Source organism: Catellatospora bangladeshensis, assembly GCF_016862575.1.
GTDB lineage: Bacteria > Actinomycetota > Actinomycetes > Mycobacteriales > Micromonosporaceae > Catellatospora > Catellatospora bangladeshensis.
The window spans coordinates 24,297-48,611 of record NZ_BONF01000040.1; the positions used below are offsets into that span (position 1 = coordinate 24,297).

Annotated in this window: 20 protein-coding genes; 9 read left to right on the top strand and 11 right to left on the bottom strand. The window is 73.3% G+C overall.

Annotation, left to right across the window (positions count from 1 at the left end; genetic code table 11):
• Nucleotide 1 precedes the first annotated feature (1 nt).
• Together manA and ahcY are read left to right on the top strand one after the other, a co-directional pair.
• Nucleotides 2-1,171: a mannose-6-phosphate isomerase, class I gene (gene manA, locus Cba03nite_RS30055; RefSeq protein WP_203753396.1), complete on the top strand. Its 1,170-nt coding sequence runs from the start codon at nucleotides 2-4 to the stop codon at nucleotides 1,169-1,171.
• Between the two features lie 378 nt (nucleotides 1,172-1,549).
• Nucleotides 1,550-3,001 carry an adenosylhomocysteinase gene (ahcY, locus tag Cba03nite_RS30060; protein ID WP_203753399.1) on the top strand — a complete coding sequence of 484 codons (1,452 nt, stop codon included), beginning with the start codon at nucleotides 1,550-1,552 and terminating at the stop codon, nucleotides 2,999-3,001.
• Nucleotides 3,002-3,178: 177 nt separating this feature from the next.
• Here ahcY and Cba03nite_RS30065 read toward each other — a convergent pair whose 3' ends face one another.
• Nucleotides 3,179-4,162, bottom strand: a complete 984-nt coding sequence (locus Cba03nite_RS30065; protein WP_203753402.1) for an RDD family protein — start codon at nucleotides 4,160-4,162, stop codon at nucleotides 3,179-3,181.
• Nucleotides 4,163-4,241: 79 nt separating this feature from the next.
• On the opposite strand from Cba03nite_RS30065, the gene Cba03nite_RS30070 reads away from it, so the two are divergent.
• Nucleotides 4,242-5,222, top strand: a complete 981-nt coding sequence (locus tag Cba03nite_RS30070) for a stage II sporulation protein M (RefSeq protein ID WP_203753406.1) — start codon at nucleotides 4,242-4,244, stop codon at nucleotides 5,220-5,222.
• Nucleotides 5,223-5,525: 303 nt separating this feature from the next.
• Here the strand turns inward: Cba03nite_RS30070 and Cba03nite_RS30075 are convergent, their stop codons facing one another.
• Genes Cba03nite_RS30075 through Cba03nite_RS30095 form a run of 5 tightly spaced genes read right to left on the bottom strand, consistent with a single transcriptional unit; the run spans nucleotide 5,526 to nucleotide 10,462 of the window.
• Nucleotides 5,526-6,839, bottom strand: coding sequence for a DUF58 domain-containing protein (locus Cba03nite_RS30075; protein WP_203753408.1), 1,314 nt, complete (start codon nucleotides 6,837-6,839; stop codon nucleotides 5,526-5,528).
• Nucleotides 6,840-6,844: 5 nt separating this feature from the next.
• On the bottom strand, nucleotides 6,845-7,840 hold the full coding sequence (locus tag Cba03nite_RS30080) for an AAA family ATPase (protein WP_203753410.1): 996 nt from the start codon (nucleotides 7,838-7,840) through the stop codon (nucleotides 6,845-6,847).
• The gene (locus Cba03nite_RS30085) at nucleotides 7,837-9,057 is read right to left on the bottom strand and encodes a DUF4350 domain-containing protein (RefSeq protein ID WP_203753412.1); all 1,221 of its coding nucleotides are present in this window, start codon (nucleotides 9,055-9,057) and stop codon (nucleotides 7,837-7,839) included. The genes Cba03nite_RS30080 and Cba03nite_RS30085 overlap by 4 nt, the downstream gene beginning before the upstream one ends.
• Nucleotides 9,054-9,614, bottom strand: coding sequence for a DUF4129 domain-containing protein (locus tag Cba03nite_RS30090; protein ID WP_239126111.1), 561 nt, complete (start codon nucleotides 9,612-9,614; stop codon nucleotides 9,054-9,056). The genes Cba03nite_RS30085 and Cba03nite_RS30090 overlap by 4 nt, the downstream gene beginning before the upstream one ends.
• Nucleotides 9,614-10,462, bottom strand: coding sequence for a hypothetical protein (locus Cba03nite_RS30095; RefSeq protein WP_203753413.1), 849 nt, complete (start codon nucleotides 10,460-10,462; stop codon nucleotides 9,614-9,616). The genes Cba03nite_RS30090 and Cba03nite_RS30095 overlap by 1 nt, the downstream gene beginning before the upstream one ends.
• A 229-nt stretch (nucleotides 10,463-10,691) precedes the next feature.
• On the opposite strand from Cba03nite_RS30095, the gene mtrA reads away from it, so the two are divergent.
• The 5 genes from mtrA to hpf all read left to right on the top strand — a co-directional run bounded on the left by mtrA (nucleotide 10,692) and on the right by hpf (nucleotide 16,589).
• The gene (gene mtrA, locus Cba03nite_RS30100; RefSeq protein WP_120316862.1) at nucleotides 10,692-11,381 is read left to right on the top strand and encodes an MtrAB system response regulator MtrA; all 690 of its coding nucleotides are present in this window, start codon (nucleotides 10,692-10,694) and stop codon (nucleotides 11,379-11,381) included.
• A 237-nt stretch (nucleotides 11,382-11,618) separates the two neighbouring features.
• The gene (gene mtrB, locus Cba03nite_RS30105) at nucleotides 11,619-13,160 is read left to right on the top strand and encodes an MtrAB system histidine kinase MtrB (RefSeq protein WP_203753628.1); all 1,542 of its coding nucleotides are present in this window, start codon (nucleotides 11,619-11,621) and stop codon (nucleotides 13,158-13,160) included.
• Entirely contained in the window at nucleotides 13,157-14,971 is a 1,815-nt protein-coding gene (locus Cba03nite_RS30110; protein WP_203753415.1) for an LpqB family beta-propeller domain-containing protein, read from the top strand. The genes mtrB and Cba03nite_RS30110 overlap by 4 nt, the downstream gene beginning before the upstream one ends.
• A 3-nt stretch (nucleotides 14,972-14,974) precedes the next feature.
• On the top strand, nucleotides 14,975-15,703 hold the full coding sequence (locus tag Cba03nite_RS30115; RefSeq protein WP_203753417.1) for a ComF family protein: 729 nt from the start codon (nucleotides 14,975-14,977) through the stop codon (nucleotides 15,701-15,703).
• Nucleotides 15,704-15,956: 253 nt separating this feature from the next.
• Nucleotides 15,957-16,589, top strand: coding sequence for a ribosome hibernation-promoting factor, HPF/YfiA family (hpf, locus tag Cba03nite_RS30120; RefSeq protein WP_203753419.1), 633 nt, complete (start codon nucleotides 15,957-15,959; stop codon nucleotides 16,587-16,589).
• Between the two features lie 48 nt (nucleotides 16,590-16,637).
• On the opposite strand, the gene Cba03nite_RS30125 is transcribed toward hpf, so the two are convergent.
• From Cba03nite_RS30125 to Cba03nite_RS30135, 3 genes are read right to left on the bottom strand one after another with little or no spacing between them, the layout of a single operon-like run.
• The gene (locus Cba03nite_RS30125; protein ID WP_239126112.1) at nucleotides 16,638-17,762 is read right to left on the bottom strand and encodes a GNAT family N-acetyltransferase; all 1,125 of its coding nucleotides are present in this window, start codon (nucleotides 17,760-17,762) and stop codon (nucleotides 16,638-16,640) included.
• Nucleotides 17,759-18,325 (bottom strand): GNAT family N-acetyltransferase, encoded by a 567-nt coding sequence (locus Cba03nite_RS30130; protein ID WP_203753421.1) that lies wholly within the window; start codon nucleotides 18,323-18,325, stop codon nucleotides 17,759-17,761. Before Cba03nite_RS30130 ends, Cba03nite_RS30125 begins: the two co-directional genes overlap by 4 nt.
• A gap of 48 nt (nucleotides 18,326-18,373) precedes the next feature.
• Complete coding sequence (locus tag Cba03nite_RS30135) at nucleotides 18,374-20,008, bottom strand: BTAD domain-containing putative transcriptional regulator (RefSeq protein ID WP_203753424.1); 1,635 nt, start codon at nucleotides 20,006-20,008, stop codon at nucleotides 18,374-18,376.
• Nucleotides 20,009-20,370: 362 nt separating this feature from the next.
• Between Cba03nite_RS30135 and secA the strand changes: the two genes are divergently transcribed.
• Nucleotides 20,371-23,211, top strand: a complete 2,841-nt coding sequence (gene secA, locus Cba03nite_RS30140; RefSeq protein ID WP_203753426.1) for a preprotein translocase subunit SecA — start codon at nucleotides 20,371-20,373, stop codon at nucleotides 23,209-23,211.
• Nucleotides 23,212-23,474: 263 nt separating this feature from the next.
• On the opposite strand, the gene Cba03nite_RS30145 is transcribed toward secA, so the two are convergent.
• Together Cba03nite_RS30145 and Cba03nite_RS30150 are read right to left on the bottom strand one after the other, a co-directional pair.
• The gene (locus tag Cba03nite_RS30145) at nucleotides 23,475-23,975 is read right to left on the bottom strand and encodes an Rv3235 family protein (RefSeq protein WP_203753429.1); all 501 of its coding nucleotides are present in this window, start codon (nucleotides 23,973-23,975) and stop codon (nucleotides 23,475-23,477) included.
• A 99-nt stretch (nucleotides 23,976-24,074) separates the two neighbouring features.
• Nucleotides 24,075-24,308 carry a helix-turn-helix transcriptional regulator gene (locus Cba03nite_RS30150; RefSeq protein WP_203753432.1) on the bottom strand — a complete coding sequence of 78 codons (234 nt, stop codon included), beginning with the start codon at nucleotides 24,306-24,308 and terminating at the stop codon, nucleotides 24,075-24,077.
• Nucleotides 24,309-24,315: the final 7 nt, after the last annotated feature.

The window sequence follows — 24,315 nt, forward strand, 5'->3', positions numbered from 1 at the left end:
TGTGCGCCGACTCCACAACCGGATCCGGCCCTACGCATGGGGCTCGCGCGAGGTCATCGCGCGGGTCCAGGGCCGCCCCGTGCCCAGCGAGGGACCCGAGGCCGAGCTGTGGGTCGGCGCACATCCCGACTGCTCGTCACTGGTCGACGGCGAGCCGCTGGCCGACGTGATCGCTTCGGCGCCGGGTGACCTGCTCGGCGCCGAAGCGCTCGGCCGCTTCGGCGCGCGCCTGCCGTACCTGCTCAAGCTGCTGGCGGCGGAGCGCTCGCTGTCGTTGCAGGCGCACCCCGACGCGCGCCAGGCGGCCGACGGCTACGCGGCCGAGGACGCCGCGGGCGTGCCGCGTGACGCCGCCCACCGCAGCTACGTCGACGGCAACCACAAGCCCGAGCTGCTGGTGGCGTACACCGAGTTCGAGGCGCTGTGCGGGTTCCGGCCGGCGGAGGAGTCGGCCGAGCTGCTGGACGCGCTGGGCGTCATGGCGCTCAAGCCGGTGGTCGGCGCGCTGGCCGTGGGCGATCTGCGCGAGGCGGTGCGCGCGCTGCTGTCCTGGCCCGCGCACACCCGCGCCGACCTGGTCGAGGAGGCCGTCGCGGCGTCCGGGGAGCTGCCGGACGGGCCGGCCGGCGGCGGGCCGCGCGGCCTGGTGCGGCTGCTCGCCTCGGACTACCCGGGTGACGTGGGCGTGCTCGTGTCACTGCTGCTCAACCACGTGGTGCTGGCGCCCGGCCAGGGCATCTGGATGCCCGCGGGCAACCTGCACGGCTACCTGCGCGGGGCCGGCGTCGAGATCATGGCGGCCAGCGACAACGTGCTGCGCGGCGGCCTGACCCCCAAGCATGTGAACGTGCCGGAGCTGCTGCGGGTGCTGCGCTTCGAGCCGCTGCACGCCCCGGTCCGCGACCCGGAGCCGGTGGCCCCGGGCGTGGTGACCTGGTCGGTGCCGGTCGACGACTTCCGGCTGCACCGGGTGCGGCTGGACGGCGCGGTGGGCGAGGCGCGGCTGGACCCGGCGGGTCCGCGGACCGCGTTCTGCGTCGCGGGCGAGATGACCGTGGCCGACGGTGCGGGCGCGGCCCGGCTGGGCGGCGGCGAGGCGGCGTTCGGCGCCGCGGACGGCGGCAAGATGATCTTCTCGGGCGCGGGCGAGGCGTATCTGGCCTCGCTCTGAGCGGCCCTGTTCCACAACGGACGACGGTCCGCCTGGTTGAAAACGAATCCCGTTTCTCAACCGGCGGGCCGTTTTCCCGTGCCCCCGGACGTGTCGCGCCGCGGCGCGCCGTACGACTCGACGGTTCTGCTTGACACCGGAAACGCGGAGTGTAGCCTTTTAACCACGCAGCGTTATCGGGATCAACACAGCCGAGCGCGCGCGGAGGAACCAAACCGGGGGGAGTGTGGCCCGGTTCCCGCTGCGGAGGGTCCGCCCGGGAACCGGGCCACACGTATGAGACGGCCGACCCACCGGGACAGGCGGTGGCCATCCCCGCGGACCCCCCGGCGTAGGCTGTAGCTCGCACTGGTCAGCCGACCGATTGGGAGTTCATCTATGGCCCGCACCCTTGCCCCCGGCGACTTCAAGGTCGCCGACCTGTCCCTCGCGGCGTTCGGCCGCAAGGAGATCCAGCTCGCCGAGCACGAGATGCCCGGCCTGATGGCGGTACGCCGCGAGTACGCGTCCGCGCAGCCGCTGGCGGGGGCACGCATCGCCGGATCGCTGCACATGACCGTGCAGACCGCGGTGCTTATCGAGACGCTGGTCGCGCTGGGCGCCGACGTGCGCTGGGCCAGCTGCAACATCTTCTCCACGCAGGACCACGCCGCCGCCGCGATCGCGGTCGGCCCCGAGGGCACCGTGGACGCGCCCGCCGGCGTGCCGGTCTTCGCCTGGAAGGGCGAGACGCTGGAGGAGTACTGGTGGTGCACCGAGCAGATCCTGCGCTGGCCGGGCAGCGAGGGCCCGAACATGATCCTCGACGACGGCGGTGACGCCACGCTGCTGGTGCACAAGGGCGTCGAGTTCGAGGCGGCCGGCGCGGTCCCGTCGCCGGAGAGCGCCGACTCCGAGGAGTACGCCATCATCCTCGGCGTGCTGCAGCGCTCCCTGTCCGAGGACGCCAAGCGCTGGACGACCATCTCGGCCGGCATCAAGGGCGTGACCGAGGAGACCACCACCGGCGTGCACCGCCTGTACGAGATGCAGCAGGCCGGCACGCTGCTCTTCCCGGCGATCAACGTCAACGACTCGGTCACCAAGAGCAAGTTCGACAACAAGTACGGCTGCCGCCACTCGCTCATCGACGGCATCAACCGCGCCACCGACGTGCTGATCGGCGGCAAGGTCGCGGTCGTCGCGGGCTACGGCGACGTGGGCAAGGGCTGCGCCGAGTCGCTGCGCGGCCAGGGCGCCCGGGTGATCGTCACCGAGATCGACCCGATCTGCGCGCTGCAGGCGGCGATGGACGGCTACCAGGTCGCCACCATGGAGGACGTGGTCGAGACCGCCGACATCTTCGTCACCTCGACCGGCTGCAAGGACGTCATCACGGCCGACCACATGAGCCGGATGAAGCACCAGGCGATCGTCGGCAACATCGGCCACTTCGACAACGAGATCGACATGGCCGGGCTGCAGAAGACCCCCGGCGTCGAGCGGATCAACATCAAGCCGCAGGTGGACGAGTGGCGCTTCGCCGACGGCCACTCGATCATCGTGCTGTCCGAGGGCCGCCTGCTGAACCTCGGCAACGCGACCGGCCACCCGTCGTTCGTGATGAGCAACAGCTTCACCAACCAGGTGATCGCGCAGATCGAGCTGTTCACCAAGCTCGACCAGTACCCGATCGGCGTCTACACGCTGGCCAAGCACCTGGACGAGAAGGTGGCCCGGCTGCACCTGGCCGCGCTCGGCGTGCGCCTCACCGAGCTGACCAAGTCGCAGGCCGAGTACCTCGGCGTGCCGGTCGAGGGCCCGTACAAGGCGGACCACTACCGGTACTGATCCTGAAAGCTGCCGTACCGAAGCTCCCGTCACGCTGTTCTGACAGCTGGGCGGGAGCTTCGGCTTTGCCTTTGCTCTGCTTACCAATACGCAACCGCTGCGTATTGGTAAGCAGAGCAAAGCGGGCGGGCTCGGTGGACGCCGCTCGGCCAGGTACGGCCAGGCGCGGAACCGTGCTCAGCGAGGAGCGGCCGAACGCAGCGGCGCCGCGTCGGCAGCTGCCGATGGCGCGCCGGGCGCGGCCACCGGCGGTGAGCCGAGCTGCGCGGGGATGCCGGGCAGGGCGGCAGGCTGCCCGGCCTGCGGGACCGTCTGCGCGGGGGTGAACAGCTCCGGCCACAGCAGCGCGTGGCTCGCTCGGTCCCGGGTCAGGCGGGCCGCCGCGCGGCGGTGCCGCTCACCGACGACCGCGGCCAGGTATGCCCAGCCCGGCGTGTCCTGCGGCGGGGCGGGCGTGGTGCAGGCGGCGATCTCGGTGGCCAGGGCGTGGCCCAGCCGGGTGCGGTGCGGGTCGCGCAGGCCGCGGCTGCGGGCCAGGAAGTGGCGGGCGGCCAGCGCCAGCTCGTCGTCGAGCCCGGTCAGGTCCAGCGTCGTCGCCCACTGCGCCAGCGGCGGAGGGATGCTCGGCACCCAGCCCCAGCTCTCCGGCGTACGGTCGTGCACCACGAGGGTGCCCGCCGCCATGTCGGCCAGCCGCTTGCCGCGCGGCGAGCCCGTCAGCACGGCCAGGCTCGCCACCCAGCCCACCGCCAGCAGCAGGCCCGGCCACTCCAGCGTCGCGCCGACCAGCGCCCGGGTGAACGACTGGCGCAGCGTGATCGGGCCGCCGTCGTCGCGCACCACCCGCAGGCCCATCGCCAGCTTGCCCAGCGTGCGCCCGCGCGTCAGCGCCAGCAGCAGCGTCGGGTAACCCACCGCGACCAGCACGATCGTCAGGATGTACGCGGACGTCACGTTGGCCGTGTCCGGGCCCAGCACCAGCATCAAGCCGACGGTCAGTAACGGGAGCAGCAGCATCGCCACCATGACCTGGGCGAGGACGTCGAGCATCAGGGCCAGCGTGCGCGACCCGGCGCGGGCCAGGCGCACCTCCAGGTGCACGGCCTCGCCGCTGACCAGCCCCGTGGCGGTGCCCTCCGCCGCCTCACGCCCCTGCCGCATCGGCACAGTGAATCACAGGCCCGCACCGCGTGACGGGTCCCGCTAGGCTGCTGCCGGACAACCCGGGGAGGAACGAGCGGTGGACCTGGACGCGTACGTCGCCGAGCACCGGGGCGAGTGGCGGCGGCTGGAGATGCTCAGCCGGCGCCGCAAGCCCACCGCGGCCGAGGCGGACGAGCTGGTGCTGCTCTACCAGCGGGTGGCCACCCACCTGTCCGTGGTGCGCAGCCGCACGCCCGACCCGGCGCTGGTCGCCGAGCTGTCCCGGCTCGTGCTGACCGCCCGCGCGACGATCACCGGGGCCGCGCCCGTGGACTGGCGGCGGGTGCCGCGCTTCCTCGCGTACGACCTGCCGCTGTCGCTCTACCGGGCGCGCCGCTGGTGGTACGGGACCACGATCTGCTTCGTGCTCGCCGCGGTCGCCGTGGGGCTGTGGGTCGACAGCGACCCGGGGGTCGCGGAGTCGTTCGGCATGAGCGCGGCCGACATCGAGCGGCTGGTCGAGTTCGAGTTCGAGGCGTACTACAGCGAGCACACCGCGCCCAGCTTCGGGCTCATGGTGTGGACGAACAACGCCTGGATCGCGGCCCAGTGCCTGGCCTCCGGGGTGCTGCTGGTGCCGGTGGCCTGGTTCCTGTGGCAGAACGCGCTCAACGTGGGACTGGTCGGCGGGCTGATGGTGGGGCACGGCCGGGCGGACGTCTTCTTCGGGCTCATCGCTCCGCACGGGCTGCTGGAGCTGACGGGGATCTTCGTGGCAGCCGGGGTGGGCCTGCGGATCGGCTGGGCCTGGGTGGTGCCGGGGCCGGTGCTGACCAGGGGTCAGTCGCTGGCCGCCGCCATGCGCCAGGGTATGCACGCCGCGCTCGGCCTGGTGGGGGTGTTCGCGGTCGCGGGCGTCCTGGAGGCGTTCGTGACGCCGTCGTTCCTGCCGCTGCTGGTGAAGGACGCGATCGGGGTGCTCGTGTGGGGCGCGTTCCTCGCGTACGTGCTGGTGCTCGGCCGTCGCGCCGAGCGCAGCGACCTGGTCCTGGACACCGCCCTCCCGACCCGGCCCTGACCCGGCGGCCGCGCCGCGCTGGGCCGCGCCGCGCTGGGCCGCGCCGCGCTGGGCCGCGCCGCGCTGGGCCGCGCCGCGCTTGGCCGCGCCGCGCCACGCCGGGCAAGATCGGCGTTTCGTGTCAGAAAGTGCGCTAGAACCGCACTTTCTGACACAAGGTAGCGATCTTCCTACTGGTGCCGGGCGGCCCGGCTGGCGATGATCGCGAGTTCGTGTCGAAAAGTGCGGTCTGAGCGCACTTTTTGACACGAGACGCCGATCTTGGTGGTCGCCCCTTGGCGGTCGCCGCCTGCGACGGACGGGTCAGAGCTTTCCGGCGGCTTTCAAGGCCAGGTAGGCGTCGGTGATGCGGCTGGCGAAGATGTCGGCGGGGAAGTCGAGGACCTCCACGCCGTGCCTGGTCAGGGCGGTGCTGAGGCGTTCCCGGTCGGCGAGGGCACGGGTGCCCGCGGCGGCGGCGTACACCTCGTTCGGGCCGTGCAGCGGGGTCGCGGCCAGCTCGACCAGCGCGGGGTCGTGCACGGTGGCGATCAGCACCCGGTGCCGGGCGGCCAGCCGCGGCAGCACCGGCAGCAGGCCCTCGCCCAGCGCGCCGGGCTCCAGCGCGGTGAACACCACCACCAGCGAGCGCTTGCGCTCCCGCCGCAGCACCTCGCTGGTGATCAGCTCGAAGTCGGTCTCGACCATGGCCGGGTGCAGCGGGGCCACGGCGTTGATCAGGCGGGGCAGGGTGCCCCGGCCGTGCGCCCCGGCGACCACGGCCCGCACCCGGTGGTCGGCCGCGATGAGGTCGACCTGGTCCCCGGCCTCCTGCGCGACGGCGGCGAGCAGCAGCGCCGCGTCCATGGCGGCGTCGAGGCGGGGCTCGTCGCCGACGCGTACCGCGCTGGTGCGGCCCGTGTCGAGCACGCACACCACCCGGCGGGAGCGCTCCGGCCGCCAGGTGCGCACCATGACGTCCCGCCGCCGGGCGGTGGCCCGCCAGTCGATGGAGCGCACGTCGTCGCCGGGCACGTACTCGCGCAGCACGTCGAACTCGGTGCCCTGGCCCCGGCCCCGGATCGCGGTGGCGCCCTCGACGGTGCGCAGCCGGGCCAGCTTCTCGGGCAGGTGGCGGCGCGAGGTGAACGGCGGCAGCACCCGCAGGTTCCACCGCGGCCGGTGGTCGGCCTGCCGGAAGGCCAGCCCGAGCGGGCCGAGGCTGCGTACGGTGACCCGCTCGGCGGGCCGGTCGCCGCGCCGGGTCGGGGTCAGCGTGGTGGTCAGCGTGGCCGCGGTGCCGGTGGGCAGGGCGACCCGGTGGGCGTACGGCGCCGCGCCCGCCGACGGCGCCCAGGCGTCGCGCACCAGCAGCCGCGCGTCGGCGCCGGTGCGGTTGGTGACGGTGAGCGTGGTGCTCGCCTGCTCGCCGAGCCGCACCACGGCCCCCGTGCCATCGCGGCGCACGGTGAGCCGGCGCGGGTCGGCGGTGACCGCCCAGTCGGCCAGCACCGCGGCCGCGACCAGGCCGAGCAGGCCCGCGGCAAGTGCCCACGGCGGGATCGCGAACAGCGCCGAGAGCACGCCGACGACCGGCGCGCACAGCGCGACCAGGATCGCGGCGCGGACGGTGGGCACGGCGGCTACCGCGGGGTGGGCACGGAGGCGAGCACCGCGTCCAGCACCGATTCGGCGGTCACGTTCTCCAGCTCGGCCTCCGGGGTGAGGCGCAGCCGGTGCCGCAGCGTGGGCCGGGCCATCACCTTCACGTCGTCGGGGGTGACGTGGTCCCGGCCGCTCAGCCAGGCCCACGCCTTGGCCGTGGCCAGCAGCGACGTCGCGCCGCGGGGCGAGGCGCCCAGCTCGACCGAGGGTGTGGCGCGGGTGGCCCGGCAGAGGTCCACGATGTAGCCGAGCACCGGCTCGGTGACCGTGATCCGGCCGACGGCGGCACGGGCGGCGGCCAGGTCGGCCGCCCCGGCGACCGCCTTGATGCCGACCGCGCCGAGGTCGCGCGGGTCGAAGCCGCCGTGGTGGGCGCGCAGCACCCCCAGCTCCTCGTCCCGGCCGGGCAGCGGCACGGTGAGCTTCAGCAGGAACCGGTCCACCTGCGCCTCGGGCAGCGGGTAGGTGCCCTCGTGCTCGATCGGGTTCTGCGTCGCGGCGACCAGGAACGGCTCGGGCAGCGCCCGGGTCACCCCGTCGGCCGACACCTGCCGCTCCTCCATGACCTCCAGCAGCGCGGACTGCGTCTTCGGCGGCGTCCGGTTGATCTCGTCGGCGAGCAGCAGGTTGGTGAAGACCGGTCCGGGGCGGAACTGGAAGTCGGCGCTGCGCGGGTCGTAGATCACCGAGCCGGTCACGTCGCCGGGCATCAGGTCGGGGGTGAACTGGATGCGCTTCATCTCCAGCTCCAGCGCCGCGCCGAGGCTGCGTACGAGCAGCGTCTTGGCCACCCCGGGCGGGCCCTCCAGCAGCACGTGGCCGCGGCAGAGCAGCGCGATGAGCAGCCCGGCGACCACGCCGTCCTGGCCCACGACCGCCTTGGCCACCTCGGCGCGCAGCCGGCCGAGGGCCTCGCGCGCGGGCTCGGCGGCGGGTGCGGTCGTCGGCGGCTCGGTTGTCAACGGCTCGGTCACCGGTGCTCTCCTTCGTTCACGGTTCCTGCGGTCACCCGCTCGACCAGCAGCCGGAGCTGCCCGGCCCACTGGTGAAGTTCCTCGTCGGTCTGCGGCTCGGGGCCGAACAGCAGGCCGCCCGCCAGCGCCGGGTCGAGGCCGGTCCGGGCGTGCAGCGCCGGCAGCAGCTCGTCGGGACCCGTGGCGGGCGGCAGGCCGACGGCGGCCGCGACCCGTCGGCGGGCGTCGGCGCGCAGCGTCTCCAGCGCGGGCCCGCGCGCCTTCGCCCGGCGGTAGAGCCGCCCGCGCCCGAGCGCGGTCTCCGCACCCGGCACCTCGACCGGCAGGGCCTCCACGGCGGGCGGGCCCAGCCGCCGGCCCTTGGCCAGCGCCACCGTCAGCGTCGCCGCCAGCAGCGTCAGCACCACCCAGAACAGCCAGTCCGGGTACGGGCTGGGGCCGGGCTCGCGGTCGGGTTCGGACTGCCGAGGCCGCTCGCCGCTGGGGGTGCGCGGCCGGGGCGGCGGCGGCTCCGCCTGGTGCAGGTCCAGCCAGATCAGGGTGCGATGGGTGCTGAGCAGGTCGACGGCGAGCCGCGCGTTGCCGTGCTCGTCGATGCGCGCCGCGCGGAACGGGTCGGCGCTGCCCACCAGCACGAACTCGGGCCCGCCGGATTCGCGCACTCGGGCCAGGCCGCCATCGAAGCAGAGCTGCACGGGCGCGGGCGCGCCGTACACCTCGGCGTACACGTTGCGCAGCGCGGCGGCCCGGTCGGCCGTGGTGAGGGCGCAGTCGGCGCCGCGCTGCCGGACCGCCGCCGCCCAGCGCCGCCGTACCAGCCCGACCGAGTCGAGCGCGGCGGAGACCTCGGTGCCGCCCGGCTCCACCAGCACCACCCGGGTGCCCTCGGGCAGCTCCGCCAGCGTGCTCAGCCGGGTGCGGTGCAGGAACTGCGGGGCGGGCACGAACAGGGTGACCGGGTGAGCCGTGTCGCCGACCGCCCGCACCGCGTCCGCGCTGGCGGTGACCGTGCGGATGGTGACGCCCTCGGCCGCGAGCAGCTCGGCGAGGCGCCGCGCCCCGTCCGGGCCGTCGCCGGTGGGGGACAGGTACGCGGGCTCGTCCGGCTCGGGCTCCTCGACGGCGTGCGCGGTCAGGGTGACCGCCAGCAGCGCGAGCACCGGCAGGAACGGCACCAGCAGGCGCCACCGGCGGCGCCGGTCGGCCCGGGAACTCATCGGCCACCTCGCACCAGTTCGCGCACGGTGGCCAGGTGGCCCCGCATCCGTTCGTCGTCCCCGGCGGACGCCGGGCGCTGGGCGTACCAGATGCCGGAGAACACCGCGGCGGCGTCGCCCAGCGCGGGGCCCAGCGCCGGGCGGGCGGTGACGGCGGCGCGGGCCAGCTCGGTCACCGTCCAGCCGGGCACGTGCTCGATCACGCCGCGCTCGGCCAGCTCGCGCACGATGGCGCGCAGGCGCTCGCGCACCGCCTCGGCCCAGCGGCCCTCGGCGGCGTACCGGTCGGCCAGCTCGTGGAAGACCTCGGCGGGCTGCTCGAGCAGCTCCTCGGCGTCCTCCTCGCCGTCGGCCGGCTCACCGGTCACCTCATCGACGTCCTGGCCGCGCTTGGCGCGGCGGGCGGCCCGGCGCAGCTTCCAGCGGGACGGCAGCCAGGCCGGGTACGTGTACCAGAGCACCGCGACCACGACCGCCAGCAACAGCAGCACGAGCGTGCTGAAACCGATGCCGAACACGTCGTCCCAGGCCGCGGCCGCCTCGTTCCACCACCTCATCAGCGGACCGCCAGCATCTCGGGGGTCGGCTCGCGGCGCCGCGACGCACGGTCGAGCCACAGGTCCAGGCCCTCCAGCCGGATCCGGGACTCGATCAGCAGCGCGGCGTCGAGCGCGGCCAGCGTCGCGTACGCCAGCGTGTTGGCGACCACGAACACCGGCACCAGCAGCCACTCCGCCAGCTCCGGGCCGACCGGCAGGAACTCCAGCCCCGCCAGCGCGCCCAGGTAGAACGCGAACCGCAGCAGCAGCCACGACGCGTAACCCAGCACCCGGATCGCGGCCACCCGCATGCCGCCCCGGAAGGCGACCGACGCGGCCCGGCCCAGCGCGCCGAAAGCGCCCCGGCGCTCCACCGCGACCACGACCCCGACCAGCCCGAACAGGGGGTATCCGAGCAGCCACAGCGGCCCGAGGAAGGCGCCCAGCGCGGCGGGGACGGCGGCGATCAGGCCGCCGACGGCGACCGCCTCGGCGCCGCGCAGCCGCTCCCGCAGCCCCTTGCGGGGCACCTGGCTGGTGAGCGCCGTGGCCACACCACGCCCGGTGAGCAGGCCCAGCCACACGATGATCAGTGCTTCGAACCCCGCGCCCAGCGCGAGCAGCTGCCAGTAACCGCTGCTCAGCTCGGGCAGCCCGGCGCTGAGGACGACACCCACGGTGTCGCGGCCGGGCACCAGCACGGCCTGCTCGGCCAGGGCGAGCACCGCGGCGGCGGCCGGCAGCACCCCGGCCCGGCGGCGGACCAGTTCGGCGGCGGCGTCGAGCAGCTCGCCGAGGGTTAGCGGGCGCAGCGGCAGCGCCTGGTCGCGCGGCCGGCGGGCGGCCGAGGGCGCGGCGCGGTCCAATCGTCGCTCCGAGGGGGGTGTGCGGGCGGGACGTGGGGGAGTCTAGGGGCGGCCCGCCACGCGTCACGGCGCGCCGGGGACGGGTCGCCGCCATAGTGGCACGGCGTGGCCCGATGCGCGGTCCCTACCCTGGCCGATCGGACGAGATCAGCGAAGCCGGTTCGTGTCTCGGCGTATGGGATGGGATATTGGACGGCATGAGCGCTCCGATGATGCCGAGGCATGCCGCATGAGGGCCCGCGTCCTGGTGGTGGACGACGATCCCGCGCTCGCCGAGATGCTGGGCATCGTGCTGCGCAGCGAGGGGTTCGTGCCGGCCTTCGTCGCCGACGGCGAGCGGGCGCTCGCCGCGTTCCGTGAGGCGCGCCCGGACGTGGTCCTGCTGGACCTGATGCTGCCCGGGATGAGCGGGCTGGACGTGTGCCGGGCCATCCGGGCCGAGTCCGGCGTGCCCATCGTGATGCTCACGGCGAAGAGCGACACCGTGGACGTGGTGCTGGGCCTGGAGTCCGGCGCCGACGACTACGTGGTGAAGCCGTTCAAGCCGAAGGAGCTGGTGGCCCGGGTGCGGGCACGGCTGCGCCGGGGCGAGGACGTCACCCCCGAGCTGCTGACCATCGGCCCGCCGGACAACCAGATCATCATCGACGTGCCGGCGCACACGGTGACCCGCAACGGCGCCGAGGTGAAGCTGACCCCGCTGGAGTTCGACCTGCTGGTCGCGCTGGCCCGCAAGCCGCGCCAGGTCTTCACCCGCGAGGTGCTGCTGGAGCAGGTCTGGGGCTACCGGCACTCGGCGGACACCCGCCTGGTGAACGTGCACGTGCAGCGGCTGCGCGCCAAGATCGAGCCGGACCCGGAGCGTCCGGAGATCATCTTGACCGTGCGCGGAGTGGGCTACAAGGCCGGCACCAGCTAACCTTGCCCTGCCGTGACCACCCCCACCCCTACCCCCACTGAGCTGCCCAGACCCCGCCCGGCGGAGTCGTCCGGGCAGCCTGCGGCCGTGCCCGGCGCCGCCGAGCGGGCCACCGTCGCCGTCAAGCGCTTCGTGAAGCGAGCGGCCAAGGTGCCCGCGCTGCGCCCGGCGGCCCGGAAGCTGGCCCCGCCCGTGCGGCAGGCGCAGCGGATCTGGCGGCGCTCGCTCCAGCTGCGGATGGTCACCATCACCCTGCTCTGCTCCAGCGCGCTGGTCGGCGGCTTCGGCTACCTGATCGCCGACAGCAGCACGGAGCGGCTGCTGGCAGGGGCTCAAGAGGACGCCGAGCGCCGCTTCGACAACGGTGTGAAGACCGCGATCCAGCAGCTCAGCGCCATCCCCAGCGCGGAGAGCCCGGACATGAACGGCCAGGTCATCCGGCTGCTCAGCTCGCTGACCAGCGGCCAGGACGGCCTCGTGGCGACGATGCGCTTCTCCCGGGAGACCGTGCCCTCGCTGAGCTCGCAGGGCCTGGCCTGGCCGCAGGGTCTCACCCTGGCGCCGGTGATCACCGATGGCCTGGAGCAGGAGATCCTCGCCAACCGGAAGGCGCACGAGTACATCGAGGCCGACATCGGCGACGGCAAGCACACGTACCTGGTCTACGGCTCGCCGGTGCCCGTCCCGAAATGGCGGGGCGGCTCGGTGGAGCTCTACTACATCCTCCCCGTGGACACCGAGCTGAACGTCGCCCGCGACGTCCAGTCGACGATCAGCTTCGTCGGCGTCGCGCTGATCCTGCTGCTCGGCATGGTCACCGCGCTGGTCACCCGGGCCACCGTGAGCCCGGTGCGGGTCGCCGCGCGGACTGCTCAGCGCCTCTCGGCCGGCCTGCTCGACCAGCGCATGGTGGTCAAGGGCGAGGACGAGATGGCGCTGCTCGCCGACGCGTTCAACCAGATGGCCGCCAACCTGCAGCGGCAGATCGTGCGGCTGGAGGAGATGTCCCGGCTGCAGCGGCGCTTCACCTCGGACGTCTCCCACGAGCTGCGCACCCCGCTGACCACCGTACGGATGGCCGCCGACCTGCTCTACTCCGAGCGGGACAGCTTCGACCCGGCCTCGGCGCGCAGCGCCGAGCTGCTGCAGGCCGAGCTGGACCGGTTCGAGGAGCTGCTCACCGACCTGCTGGAGATCAGCCGTTTCGACGCGGGCTTCGCGATGCTGGACGCCGAGCCGACCGACCTGGTCACCGTCGTGCAGCGGGTGACCGAGCGGCTCGCGCCGGTCGCCGAGCGGGTGGGCGTCGAGCTGGAGCTGGTCGCGCCGGACCCGCCGGTCATCGCCGAGATCGATCCGCGCAGGGTGGAGCGCATCCTGCGCAACCTGGTCGGCAACGCCGTGGACCACGGCGAGGGGCGGCCGGTGGTGGTCACCCTGGGCCTGGACAAGCGCGCGGTGGCGATCACCGTACGCGACCACGGGGTGGGTCTGAAGCCCGGCGAGGAGAAGCTCGTGTTCAACCGGTTCTGGCGGGCCGACCCGTCCCGGGCGCGGCAGACCGGCGGGACGGGCCTGGGCCTGTCCATCAGCCTTGAGGACGCCCGCCTGCACGGCGGCTGGCTGGAGGCGTGGGGCGCTCCGGGGCACGGCGCGCAGTTCCGGCTGACGCTGCCGGTCCGCGCGGGCGGGCGGCTGTCCGGCTCCCCGCTGCCGCTGGTGCCCGAGGACCACGCGACCGCCCGGCCGAAGCCCGGCCCGACGGTGGTGACGGCATGAGGCGCGCGATGAGCCTGCTGCTCGCCGGGGTCACCGTGGTCGCGCTGGCGGGATGCGGCATCGGCGTGCCCGAGGGCGTCGTGCACGACGGACCCGGCCCGTCGGCGGGCCCTGGGCTGGCCTCCCCGGAGAACGAGACGCCGCCGAAGTGGTCGCCGAACAACCTGGACCCCCGTCAGCTGGTGATGGACTTCCTGCAGGCCCCGGCCGGTGACCACGTGAACGGGCACACGGCGATCATGAACGAGGTGCGGAAGTTCCTCGCCGATGGCGAGGGCTGGGAGCCTGGCGGCAACCTGACCCTGGTCCGGGTGGTCGACGAGCCGAGCCCCCGGGGCAACACGGCGGACGTGACCTTGCGCCACCTCGGCACGCTGACCGTCGACGGTGAGGTCATTCCCAGCCAGAACCCCACCGAGAAGCGATACCGCTTCAAGTTCGTGCAGAAGCCCGGCGGGCCGGGCCTGGTGCTGGCGGAACGGCCCGACGAGCAGCTCATGCTCGACGTGGACAGCCTGACCAAGTACTACGCGAAGCTGCCCATCTACTTCTGGAACAGCGACGACACCGCGCTGGTGCCGGACGTGCGTTACATGCCGACCGCCGTGGCGGAGGAGCAGCGCAACAACCGCCTGTTCGACTGGCTGAACAATGGCAGCTCGGCGTGGCTCGAGGGCGCGGTGAAGCCGGTGCCCAAGGACACCCAGCGCGTAGGCAGCATCGTCGAGGACGCTCACCAGCTGACGGTCAACCTGGGCGCGCTGGTCGACCAGACGCCGCGGGACACGCTCGCCGCGCAGCTGTACTGGACGCTCTGGCCCGAGGGCGAGCAACGGCTGCAGTTGCAGATGGATGGCCGCGACGTCGCCACCGACTACCGCTTCCCGGAGAAGAACCTCGCCGTGGCGGCACGCGGGACCGACCCCGGCCGGTACGCCGTGGTCGACGGGGTGCTCCGCCGGCTGCGGTGGGGCAACGATCACCGCGGCGTGCTGCAGCTCGACGATGCCGTGAACCGCAACGTGGTGAGCGCCGCCGTGGCCCGGGATGAGGCCGCGTTCGCGCTGGTCCGCAACGTCGGGGGAGGCCAGCGGCTCTTCATCGGCTCGGCCCGCGACCAGATCGCCGAGGTGCCGGGACTGCGCGCCGCGAGCATCTCCCGCCCGATCTGGCTCGACCGGGCAGCCAGCACCGTGCTCGTGCTCGCCGACGGCAGGCCGTGGGTGGTGAGCGCGCGGGACCGTAAGGCCGAGGAGGTGCGCGGCGCCGCCGTCGGCAAGACGTTCACCGGGCTGACCGTGGCGCCGGACGGCCGCCGGATGGCGCTGGTGCGGGAAGGGAATCTCTACGTCGCCGCGCTGAAGCGGCAGGGCACGAAGCTGAGCTCATTCGCCATGGGCGACCTGCGCAGGGTGCCGACCAGCCTCGACGGGCAGCTGCAGGAGGTGGCCTTCATGCAGGAGGACACGCTCGTGGTGTCCAGCTCGGGCGACAAGGTGTCGCTGGCACAGGTCACCATCGACGGCGCGATCGAGCAGGTGTTCCCGACCAACCAGCGCGGCGTCGTCACCAATCTCACCGCGTACGTGGCCAACGCGGGCCGGTCGGTGACCACCGGCTCCGTGCTGCTAGACCTCGACGGTGAGGCGCACCTGGCGTTCGAGGGCTCGCTGCAGCGGGTCGGCGGACAGACCATGCCGGTGGTGCCGCCGAAGTCGCCCGAGCCGTCGCCGTCGACGTCGCCGTCCGCCTCCGCGAGCCCGGCCCCGCCGATCGAGCCGGTGCTGTCGGCCGCCTGCTTCGAGGGCTGAGCCGTGCCGGCCGCGACGCTCTGGCAGGCGCTGGCCGATCTGGTGCTGCCCGCGTCCTGCGCTGGCTGCAGCCGTGAGGGGCAGCCGCTGCGGCTGGAGGTGTGCGGCGACTGCGCCGCCGCGGTCCAGGCGCTGCGAGCCGCCCCCACCCGGCCCGATCCGCCGCCGCCCGGCCTGCCGCCCTGTGTGGCGCTCGGCGACTACGCCGCTGAGCTGCGCGAGCTGATCCTGTCGTTCAAGGAGCGCGGCCGGCACCGGCTGGCCCGCCCGCTGGGCGCGCTGCTGGCCGAGGCGGTCGCCGCGACCGTGCCGCCGAGCGCGCCGGTGCTGCTGCTGTACGTCCCGGACACCACCGCCGCGGCCCGCGCCCGGCACGGCGACCACCTGCGGGCGCTGACCCGCGCGGCGGCGGACCGGCTGCGCGAGGCCGGCCGTGTGGTGGCGGTGGCCGCGCCGCTGCGCGCGCTGCCCAAGGCCGACTCCGCGCACCTTTCCTCGGCGCAGCGGGCGGCGGCCGCGGCCGCGGGTTTCGCCATGCGATCAAGGGGTATGGCCGACGTACGGCGCGCCGCGCCCGGATCCGTGACGCTGTTGCTGGACGACATCGTGACCACCGGATCCACCCTCGCGGCCGCGTCGGAGCTGCTGGCGGGCGCGGGCGTCCGCGTTCACGGCTGCGTCGTCCTCGCGGCGACACGCCGTATTCCGCCACAGCGCGCAATATGGTCGTAATCTTCGGATAATGACGTGATCGGTGCTCCGTGACGGCTCCATGACGCGTGGTACCGAAAGGGCGAATCTCGTCAAAACAGTCTTGGTACAAGGGATGACGAGGGGCTGACGAGCGGCTAGCGTCAGAAGCCAACCACCTGATGGAGTCACCGCCTCGGCAGTGACAGGAGCGTCGGAAGGGGCTTACACAAGTGCGCCCCGGACACAGTCGCCGGGGTGTTTCCGCACTCGGACAGACCGTGGGAGGTCAGGCGTGGACATCGAGGTCAAGGGTCGTAATGTCGAGGTCCCGGATCACTTCCGGGTACACGTGGCAGACAAGCTGGCGAAGGTTGAGCGTTACGACCAGAAGATCATTGAAATCGACGTCGAGCTAATCCACGAGCGCAACCCGCGTCAGGCTGATTCCTGCCAGCACATCGAGATCACCTGCGTCACCCGCGGCCCCGTCATCCGCGCCACCGGTGCCGCCGGCGACTTCTACACCGCCCTCGACGAGGCCGTGGACCGCCTCGACCGCCGCCTGCGCAAGGCCGCCGACCGCCGCCGCGTCCACCGCGGACGCCGCGCTCCGGTCTCCGTCGCCGAAGCGACCGCGGGCCTGGCCGCGTTCCAACCCCCGGCCGCGGGATCGACCGCCACCATGATCCGCTCGGCCAACGGCGCCGGCGGCGCGGTGGACGCGCTGGAGGACGCGGACCAGCCGTGGCACATCGTGCGCGAGAAGGAGTTCTCCGGCGAGCCGATGACGGTGGACGACGCGCTGTACCAGATGGAGCTGGTCGGGCACGACTTCTACCTGTTCCACGACAAGGACAGCGGACGGCCGTGCGTGGTCTACCGCCGCAAGGCGTACGACTACGGCCTGCTGACGCTCGCCTGGTGAGCTGACCATTTCGGCCTGTCCCGTCACGACGGCGGGACAGGCCGATTCTCATTGGTCCGGGGATTTGCGGTGCGGGGCGATGCGCACGTACTGGATGTCGTCGACGCGGGTGCCGTCCGGTCCGGGCAGCCGGGCGGCGAGGTAGCCCTCCCGCTCGAAGCCGGCCCGCTCCAGCACCCGGCGCGACGCGTCGTTGTACGGGAAGGTGCCGGCCACCACCCGGATCACGCCCGCGTCCGCCATGGCCCAGTCGCTGAACAGCCGGGCCGCCCGGGAGGCCAGGCCCCGGCCGCGGAACTCCGGGCGCAGGCTGTAGCCCAGGATCGCCTGCCGCAGGAACGGCTCCTGGTAGAACAGGCCGATGTCACCCGCGAACTCGCCGGTGGCCGCGTCCACGATGGCGCAGACGGCGCGGGTCCCGGCGAGCCACTCCGATTCGGCCAGCGCGCAGCGCTCGCGTACGCCGTCCAGCGTGCTCGGCCCGCCGATGTTGCTGCGCCGCACCTCGGGCAGCTGCGACAGCGCGAACAGCGCCTCCGCGTCACCGGGGCCGAGCCGGCGCAGCCGAACCGCGCCGTCGGTCAGCTTGCCGCCGGGGAAGTCGGGCAGGCCGGGGGCGACCGGGCCGGGCGGGTCCGTCGCCAGCCTGGTGAACACGATGTAGTCCGCACGGGATCCGTCACGCAGGGTGGCGCCGCCGCGGCGTACCCCCTCGCGGGTGAAGCCCGCGGCCAGGGCCACCCGCTGGCTGGCCGCGTTGCCCGGCGCGGTGACCAGCTCCATCCGCGCGACGCCGCGCTCGGCGAACGCCCAGTCCGTGATCGCCCGGGTGGCCGCGGTGGCCACCCCCCGCCGGCGTGCCCACGGGGCCACCCAGTAGCCGACCTCGGCCTGCGCCCGCTCGGGCAGGACCTGGCCCATGCCCGCGCCGCCGAGCAGGTCGCCGGTGTCCGGATCGACCACCGCCCAGGCGGCACCGCCCTTGCGCCAGGCCGCCGGGGCGCCCTCGCCGATCCACCAGTCGGCGTCGGCCTCGGTGTACGGGCTCGGCATCTGCGCCATGAAGTGCGTGATCAGCGGATCGTTGCACGCCTCGCGCACGCGCGGCGCGTCCTGGGCCGCGAACGGCCGCAGCCGCACCCCGGCACCCTCCAGGATCACCGGCTCGGTCACGGCAGGTCCTCGCGGACCAGCGCGGCGGTCCAGGCGTCCCGACGCTCGCCGCGGTGCGCGCAGCCGTTGCGCTGCACGCCCTCGTACGTGAAACCGGCCTGCTCGGCCACCCTGCGGGAGCCGTCGTTGCCCACGTGGGCCTTCCACTCCACCCTGGCCAGGCCCAGCTCTCGGATGCCCCACTCGGCCACCGTGCGCAGCGCGGCGCTCATGTAGCCGCGGCCGCGCGCCCGGGGCGCGGTCAGGAAGCCCACGTCGGCGACCTCGGGGTCCTTGCCGACCCGCAGGTCGATCTGGCCGGCGTAGCCCTCGGCGTCGGCGAGCACGAACGCCGCGCCCTCGCGCCGCTGCCACCAGCCCGGCGCGTAGTCGTGCACGAAGCCCAGCGCCCGCTCGTGGTCGTAGTCCAGCGGCACCGTGGTCCAGCGCAGGGTTTCCGGGTCGGTGCAGGCGGCCAGGATGCCCGGGGCGTCGCCGGGCTCCGGCAGGCGCAGGGTCAGCGCCTCCCCGCGCGCGGTGACGGTGCGCAGCACGGGCTGGGGGTGGTCGTACGGGTTGCTCATGGCCCCACCCTGGCACATCGCGCCGCCGGGGGCGTACCCGTTATCGGCTCAGGCCAGCGCCACCAGCACGTCGCGGTGGTCGTCGACGACCTGCGCGGGCAGCAGCCGGTGATGGGCCAGGTGGTCGACGGTCAGCAGCGGGCCGTGCTCGGCGCGGTGCGCGACGATGTGCCGCGCCTGCTCCGCGCTGATGCCGGGCACCGCGGCCAGCACCTCCGCCGGGGCGCTGTTGACGTCGACCAGGCCGCCGTCGTCGAAGGCCGGGGCCAGGTCGGGCCGGCCGATGTGCAGCCGCTTGGCGATGTCCGGGTGCCGGGCCAGCAGGTGGCGCGCCTGCTCCCGGCGTACCCGCAGCTCGATGGCCCGCACCACGGCGGCCGACGGGGTGCGGGAGGGCTTGTCCAGGCCCAGGAACAGGCCCTGTGCGATGCCGCCGACCCAGGTGACCAGGATCGACATCATCGCCAGGTTGTCGCGCAGGGTCACCTCCTCGGTCTCGCCGTTGGTCATGATCGTCCAGGCGAAGACGTTCAGGGCCAGGTAGCCGACCGCCGACACGGCAACCCACCAGCTGCGGCGGTACGCGGCGAAGAAGCCCATGGTGGCGAAGCTGGCGAAGCCGCACGACAGCAGCGGCACCGCCCCGCCCACGGCGGCCAGGATGATGCGCTGGGTGCGTGCGGTGTCCTCGGGCGAGACCGGCGGCGGGGGCGGCGGCGCGGGATACCCCGGCCACCCGGGCACCACCGGGTACGGCGCCCAGCCGGGCGGCACCCCCGCCCCGCCCGGCAGCGGGGCGTGCGGCGCGGGCACCGGGTACGGGCCGGCGAGCACCGTCGCCACGGCCGTGGCCACCGGCTGGTGCATCGGCGCGGGCGAGGACTGGCTCGGCACCGGCGGCGGGGGAGCCTGCAGCGCCGGGTCGCCCTGCAGGATGGCGCGGTGCAGCTGCTGCAGCCGCTCGCCCGGCTCCACGCCGAACTCCTCCGCCAGCAGGGCCCGCGCGTCCCGGTACGCCGCCAGCGCCTCGGCCTGCCGGCCGCACCGGTACAGCGCCAGGATCAGCAGGTAGCGCAGGCCCTCCCGGAGCGGGAACTCGGCCACCAGCTCCACCAGGCGGGGCGCGGCGTCCACGTGCCGCCCCAGCTCCAGCTCCAGCTCGACCATCGCCTCCAGGGCGGCGGCCCGGCCCTCCACCAGGCGCTCCCGGGCCGCCTCGAACACCGGGCCGGTAAGCCCGGCCAGCGGCTCGGCCCGCCAGCCGCCCGCCGCCTCGCGCAGCACCGAGGCCGCCTCCAGCAGCCGCCGCTCGGTGCGCAGGCCGTGGGCGCGGGCGACCTCGCGGGCGAAGCGCTCGGTGTCGAGGCTGCCCTCCGGCACGGTGAGCACGTAGCCGGCCGGGGTCAGCGTGATCAGCTGCCCCGGCGTACGCGGCGAGTGCTCCGGGTCGAGCGCGCGGCGCAGCCCGGCCACGTACTTCTGCACCACGTTCGGGCCGTTCTCAGGCGGCTCCTGCTGCCATACCGCGTCGATGATGGCGGCGGGGGACACCGGCCGGTTGGCGTTGAGCACCAGCATCGCCAGCACCGCCCGCTGTTTGCCGGGGCCGAGGTCGAGCTCCCGGCCGCCGTGCCACGCCCGCAGCGGGCCCAGCAGCTCGAAGCGCAGCGGCCTGTCGGTCACGGGGGTCCTCCTGGTCGGGGTGGCTGCTCGCGCGGCTGAGCGGCGTGGACGCGCAGGGTCAGCCGGAGCGCAGCAGTCGGCAGCATATCGGCAGCGGGGCGGCAGCAGGGGTGCTGACCATGGTCACCGGGTGAGCGGCCCGGCCCGTTGTCAGGGGGTACGGGGGCGGCCGGCGCGCTGCGGCGCGGCGGCCGTCTCCCCTGCGGCGGGCGGCCGTGTCATCGACGCTCGACGACCCGGGAATGGTTGGAGGTATGTGACTTGTTGACCGATTCTGCTGGGTCACTTCCCCGGGGGTGACGATTCGCCGTCCGATGCGCCTACGATGGGTCGGCAGACTGTCTAGGGAGCGATGAACACCCGTGTCGATTTTCGAGAAGATCCTCCGTGCCGGTGAGGGGCGGATGCTCCGTCGGCTCAAGGCCATCGCCGACGCCGTCAACTCCATCGAGGAGAACTACGTCGATCTCAGCGATGCCGAGCTGCGGGCGCTGACTGACCAGTACCGTGAGCGTCTCGCCGACGGGGAGACCCTGGACGACCTGCTTCCGGAGGCGTTCGCCACGGTGCGCGAGGCCGCCAAGCGGGTGCTGCACAAGCGGCACTACGACGTGCAGATCATGGGCGGCGCGGCGCTGCACTTCGGCAACATCGCCGAGATGAAGACCGGTGAGGGCAAGACCCTCGTGTCTACCCTGCCGGCCTACCTCAACGCGCTGTCGGGCAACGGCGTGCACGTGATCACCGTGAACGACTACCTGGCCCAGCGTGACGCCGAGTGGATGGGGCGGGTGCACCGCTTCCTCGGCCTGACCGTCGGCGTGGTGCTGCCCAACCGGCCCTCCGACGAGCACCGCGCGGCCTACGCCTGCGACATCACGTACGGCACGAACAACGAGTTCGGCTTCGACTATCTGCGCGACAACATGGCCTGGTCCGCCGGCGACATGGTGCAGCGCGGGCACAACTTCGCGATCGTCGACGAGGTGGACTCGATCCTCATCGACGAGGCGCGGACCCCGCTGATCATCTCCGGCCCGGCCGAGCAGTCGCAGCGCTGGTACGGCGAGTTCGCGGCGGTCGTGGCCCGCCTGGAGCGCGGCAAGGACGGCTCCGGCGACTACGAGGTCGACGAGTCGAAGCGGACCATCGCCGTCACCGAGCGCGGCGTCTCCCGGGTCGAGGACCGGCTGGGCATCGACAACCTGTACGAGTCGGTCAACACCCCGCTGGTCGGCTACCTGAACAACGCCATCAAGGCCAAGGAGCTGTTCAAGCGCGACAAGGACTACATCGTCTCCGACGGCGAGGTCCTGATCGTCGACGAGTTCACCGGCCGCATCCTGCACGGCCGCCGGTACAACGAGGGTATGCACCAGGCGATCGAGGCCAAGGAAGGCGTCGAGATCAAGCAGGAGAACCAGACCCTCGCCACGGTCACCCTGCAGAACTACTTCCGCATGTACGAGAAGCTGTCCGGCATGACCGGCACGGCGCAGACCGAGGCGGGCGAGTTCAACAAGGTCTACAACGTCGGCGTGGTGAGCATCCCGACGCACCGGCCGATGGTCCGCCAGGACAAGTCGGACGTGATCTACAAGACCGAGAAGGCCAAGTTCCAGGCGGTCGTCGAGGACATCGCCGAGCGGCACGCCACCGGCCAGCCGGTGCTCGTCGGCACGGTCTCCGTGGAGAACTCCGAGATCCTGTCCCAGCTGCTGCGCCGCAAGGGCATCCCGCACTCGGTCCTCAACGCGAAGTACCACGCGCGCGAGGCCGAGATCGTGGCCCAGGCCGGCCGCAAGGGCGGCGTCACCGTCGCCACCAACATGGCGGGTCGAGGCACCGACATCCTGCTCGGCGGCAACCCCGAGTTCCTCGCCGCGGCCGAGCTGCGCCAGCGCGGGCTCACCGAGGAGGAGCACGGCGACGACTACTACAAGGCGCTCGACGAGATCCTCCCCGGCTGGGAGGAGGCCTGCAAGGCCGAGGCCGAGGAGGTGCAGGCCGCGGGCGGCCTGTACGTGCTGGGCACCGAGCGCCACGAGTCCCGCCGCATCGACAACCAGCTGCGCGGCCGCTCCGGCCGTCAGGGCGACCCGGGCGAGTCCCGGTTCTACCTGTCGCTGCAGGACGACCTGATGCGCCGCTTCCGCTCGGGCGCCGTCGAGGCGGTCATGGACCGCTTCAACATCCCCGAGGACGTGCCGATCGAGTCGAAGATGGTGACCCGGCAGATCCGCGGCGCGCAGACGCAGATCGAGGCCCAGAACGCCGAGATCCGCAAGAACGTGCTCAAGTACGACGAGGTCATGAACAAGCAGCGCCAGGTCGTGTACGCGGAGCGCAAGCGCGTGCTCGACGGCGAGGACCTGAACGAGCAGATCGAGGGCATGATCGACGACGTCGTCGCGGCGTACGTCACCGGCGGCACCACCGGCACCGGCAAGGAGTACGCCGAGGACTGGGACCTCGACCAGCTGTGGACCAACCTCAAGCAGCTCTACCCGGTCGGCATCTCGATCGAGGAGCTGGAGAAGGAGACCGGCGCCGAGCGCACCACCTTCGACCACGACTTCCTCGTCGAGCGGATGAAGCAGGACGCGCACGACGCGTACGACCGCCGCGAGCAGCAGCTCGGGTCCGAGGCCATGCGTGAGCTGGAGCGCCAGGTGCTGCTCGCGGTCATCGACCGCAAGTGGCGCGAGCACCTCTACGAGATGGACTACCTCCAGGAGGGCGTCGGCCTGCGCGCGTACGCCCAGCGCGACCCGCTGGTCGAGTACCAGCGCGAGGGCTTCGACATGTTCGCCCAGATGATGGAGGGCATCAAGGAGGAGGCCGTCGGCTTCCTGTTCAACCTGGAGGTCCAGGTCGAGCAGGCCGCGCCGGCCGAGCCCACCCCCGGCGTGCCGCTGCCCGACGGTGAGTCGCACGTCGAGGTCCGTGCCAAGGGCCTCGGCCAGCGCCAGCAGCCGCAGCGGGTGCAGTACACCTCGCCGACCATCGACGGCGCCGCAGGCGCCGGGTCGCCGCAGGTGCAGCAGGCCCCCGCGCTGGGCATCGGCGGCGGTGGCGGTGGCGACCGCAAGCCGTCCCCGCGCGGCGGTGCCCGCGGCGCGGTGGCCGCTCCGGCGTCCCGCAACTCGCCCTGCCCCTGCGGCTCGGGCAAGAAGTACAAGCGCTGCCACGGCGCCGCCTGACCCGCGCCCACCAGCACCAGAAGGGGCCGGCCCGTCCACGGGCCGGCCCCTTCTCCGTCTCCGCCCCACCCCGGTCCGGCGGCCATGATCGCCGTCTCGTGTCCAAAAGTCGGGCCCAGCCATAGGTTCCGACACGAGACCGCGATCTTCACTGCCGCCGGCTTTCCGGGGACGGGACGGGTCCGGATGGGTGATGGGGCCCGGGACGGGCGTTGCGGTGGTGTGGCTCGCGGGCGCCCGCCCCGGGAGTGGGATGGGGCCGGTCAGAGGAGGACGGTGAGGGCGGTGCAGCGCCAGCCGGTGCCGTCGCGCTCCAGGCGATACGCCACGGACCACGTCGTGCGGCCGTCGCTGAGCACCGCGGCGACCTCGGCGACGCCGGGTCTCGGCTCGCAGGTGCGCAGCTGGCGGCGGCGGACGGGGCGGCGCTGGGTGCCGGCGGGGGCGGTCCGGTGCAGCACGGCCAGCCGGCGCAGCGCGCGGGACAGCTCTTCGAGCAGGTCGTGTGCCTCGGTGACGCGCAGCAGCGGCCGCAGCTGGCTGGGCGCGCGGAAGCCGTTGAACAGCTCCAGGCAGAGGTTGAGGAAGCGGTGCGCGGCGGTGTGGCACTCGGGCGAGGCTCCGGCCACGGCCTGCGGCGGCACGGCCTCGGCGGGTTCGGCTCGGGCGGGCCGATAGGTGGTGGGGTGCAGCTCGTCGTCGAACGGCGGGTCGAGCCGCGGCGCGCGATGGATGCGGACGGACCCGGCCGGTGCGACCGTCATCGGGATCACCACCCTTTGATCTTGAGTTTGCTTGAGTTTGCCTCCGTTTGATTCTTTGTAGCGCGTGGACATCGATCGGTCAATGCCAATCCCAAGATCTCAGTCGTCCCCGCCGGTCAGCGGGTTGTCCTTGATGTACTGCTCGGTCTCGCCGTACAGCTGCTGGATGTACTCCTCCAGCCGGGTCCGCTCGATGCGCCACTGGCCGCGGCCGCCGAGCTTGATGGCGGGCAGCTCGCCCCGGCGCACCAGGGCGTAGATCTGCGCCGTGGTGGTGCTCAGTTCTTCGGCAACCTGGTCCAGGGTCAGGAAGCGGGGCTGGGCCTGGGTCATGTCGGCG

What these genes read in the sequence shown, in the direction of transcription:
- Cba03nite_RS30090 (WP_239126111.1), bottom strand. Translation starts at nt 9,614, where the DNA reads ATGAGGTGGTGGAACGAGGCGGCCGCGGCCTGGGACGACGTGTTCGGC.
- Cba03nite_RS30130 (WP_203753421.1), bottom strand. Translation starts at nt 18,325, where the DNA reads ATGAGCAACCCGTACGACCACCCCCAGCCCGTGCTGCGCACCGTCACC.
- Cba03nite_RS30085 (WP_203753412.1), bottom strand. Translation starts at nt 9,057, where the DNA reads ATGAGTTCCCGGGCCGACCGGCGCCGCCGGTGGCGCCTGCTGGTGCCG.
- mtrB (WP_203753628.1), top strand. Translation starts at nt 11,619, where the DNA reads ATGGTCACCATCACCCTGCTCTGCTCCAGCGCGCTGGTCGGCGGCTTC.
- Cba03nite_RS30150 (WP_203753432.1), bottom strand. Translation starts at nt 24,308, where the DNA reads ATGACCCAGGCCCAGCCCCGCTTCCTGACCCTGGACCAGGTTGCCGAA.
- Cba03nite_RS30110 (WP_203753415.1), top strand. Translation starts at nt 13,157, where the DNA reads ATGAGGCGCGCGATGAGCCTGCTGCTCGCCGGGGTCACCGTGGTCGCG.
- Cba03nite_RS30145 (WP_203753429.1), bottom strand. Translation starts at nt 23,975, where the DNA reads ATGACGGTCGCACCGGCCGGGTCCGTCCGCATCCATCGCGCGCCGCGG.
- mtrA (WP_120316862.1), top strand. Translation starts at nt 10,692, where the DNA reads ATGAGGGCCCGCGTCCTGGTGGTGGACGACGATCCCGCGCTCGCCGAG.
- Cba03nite_RS30065 (WP_203753402.1), bottom strand. Translation starts at nt 4,162, where the DNA reads ATGCGGCAGGGGCGTGAGGCGGCGGAGGGCACCGCCACGGGGCTGGTC.
- ahcY (WP_203753399.1), top strand. Translation starts at nt 1,550, where the DNA reads ATGGCCCGCACCCTTGCCCCCGGCGACTTCAAGGTCGCCGACCTGTCC.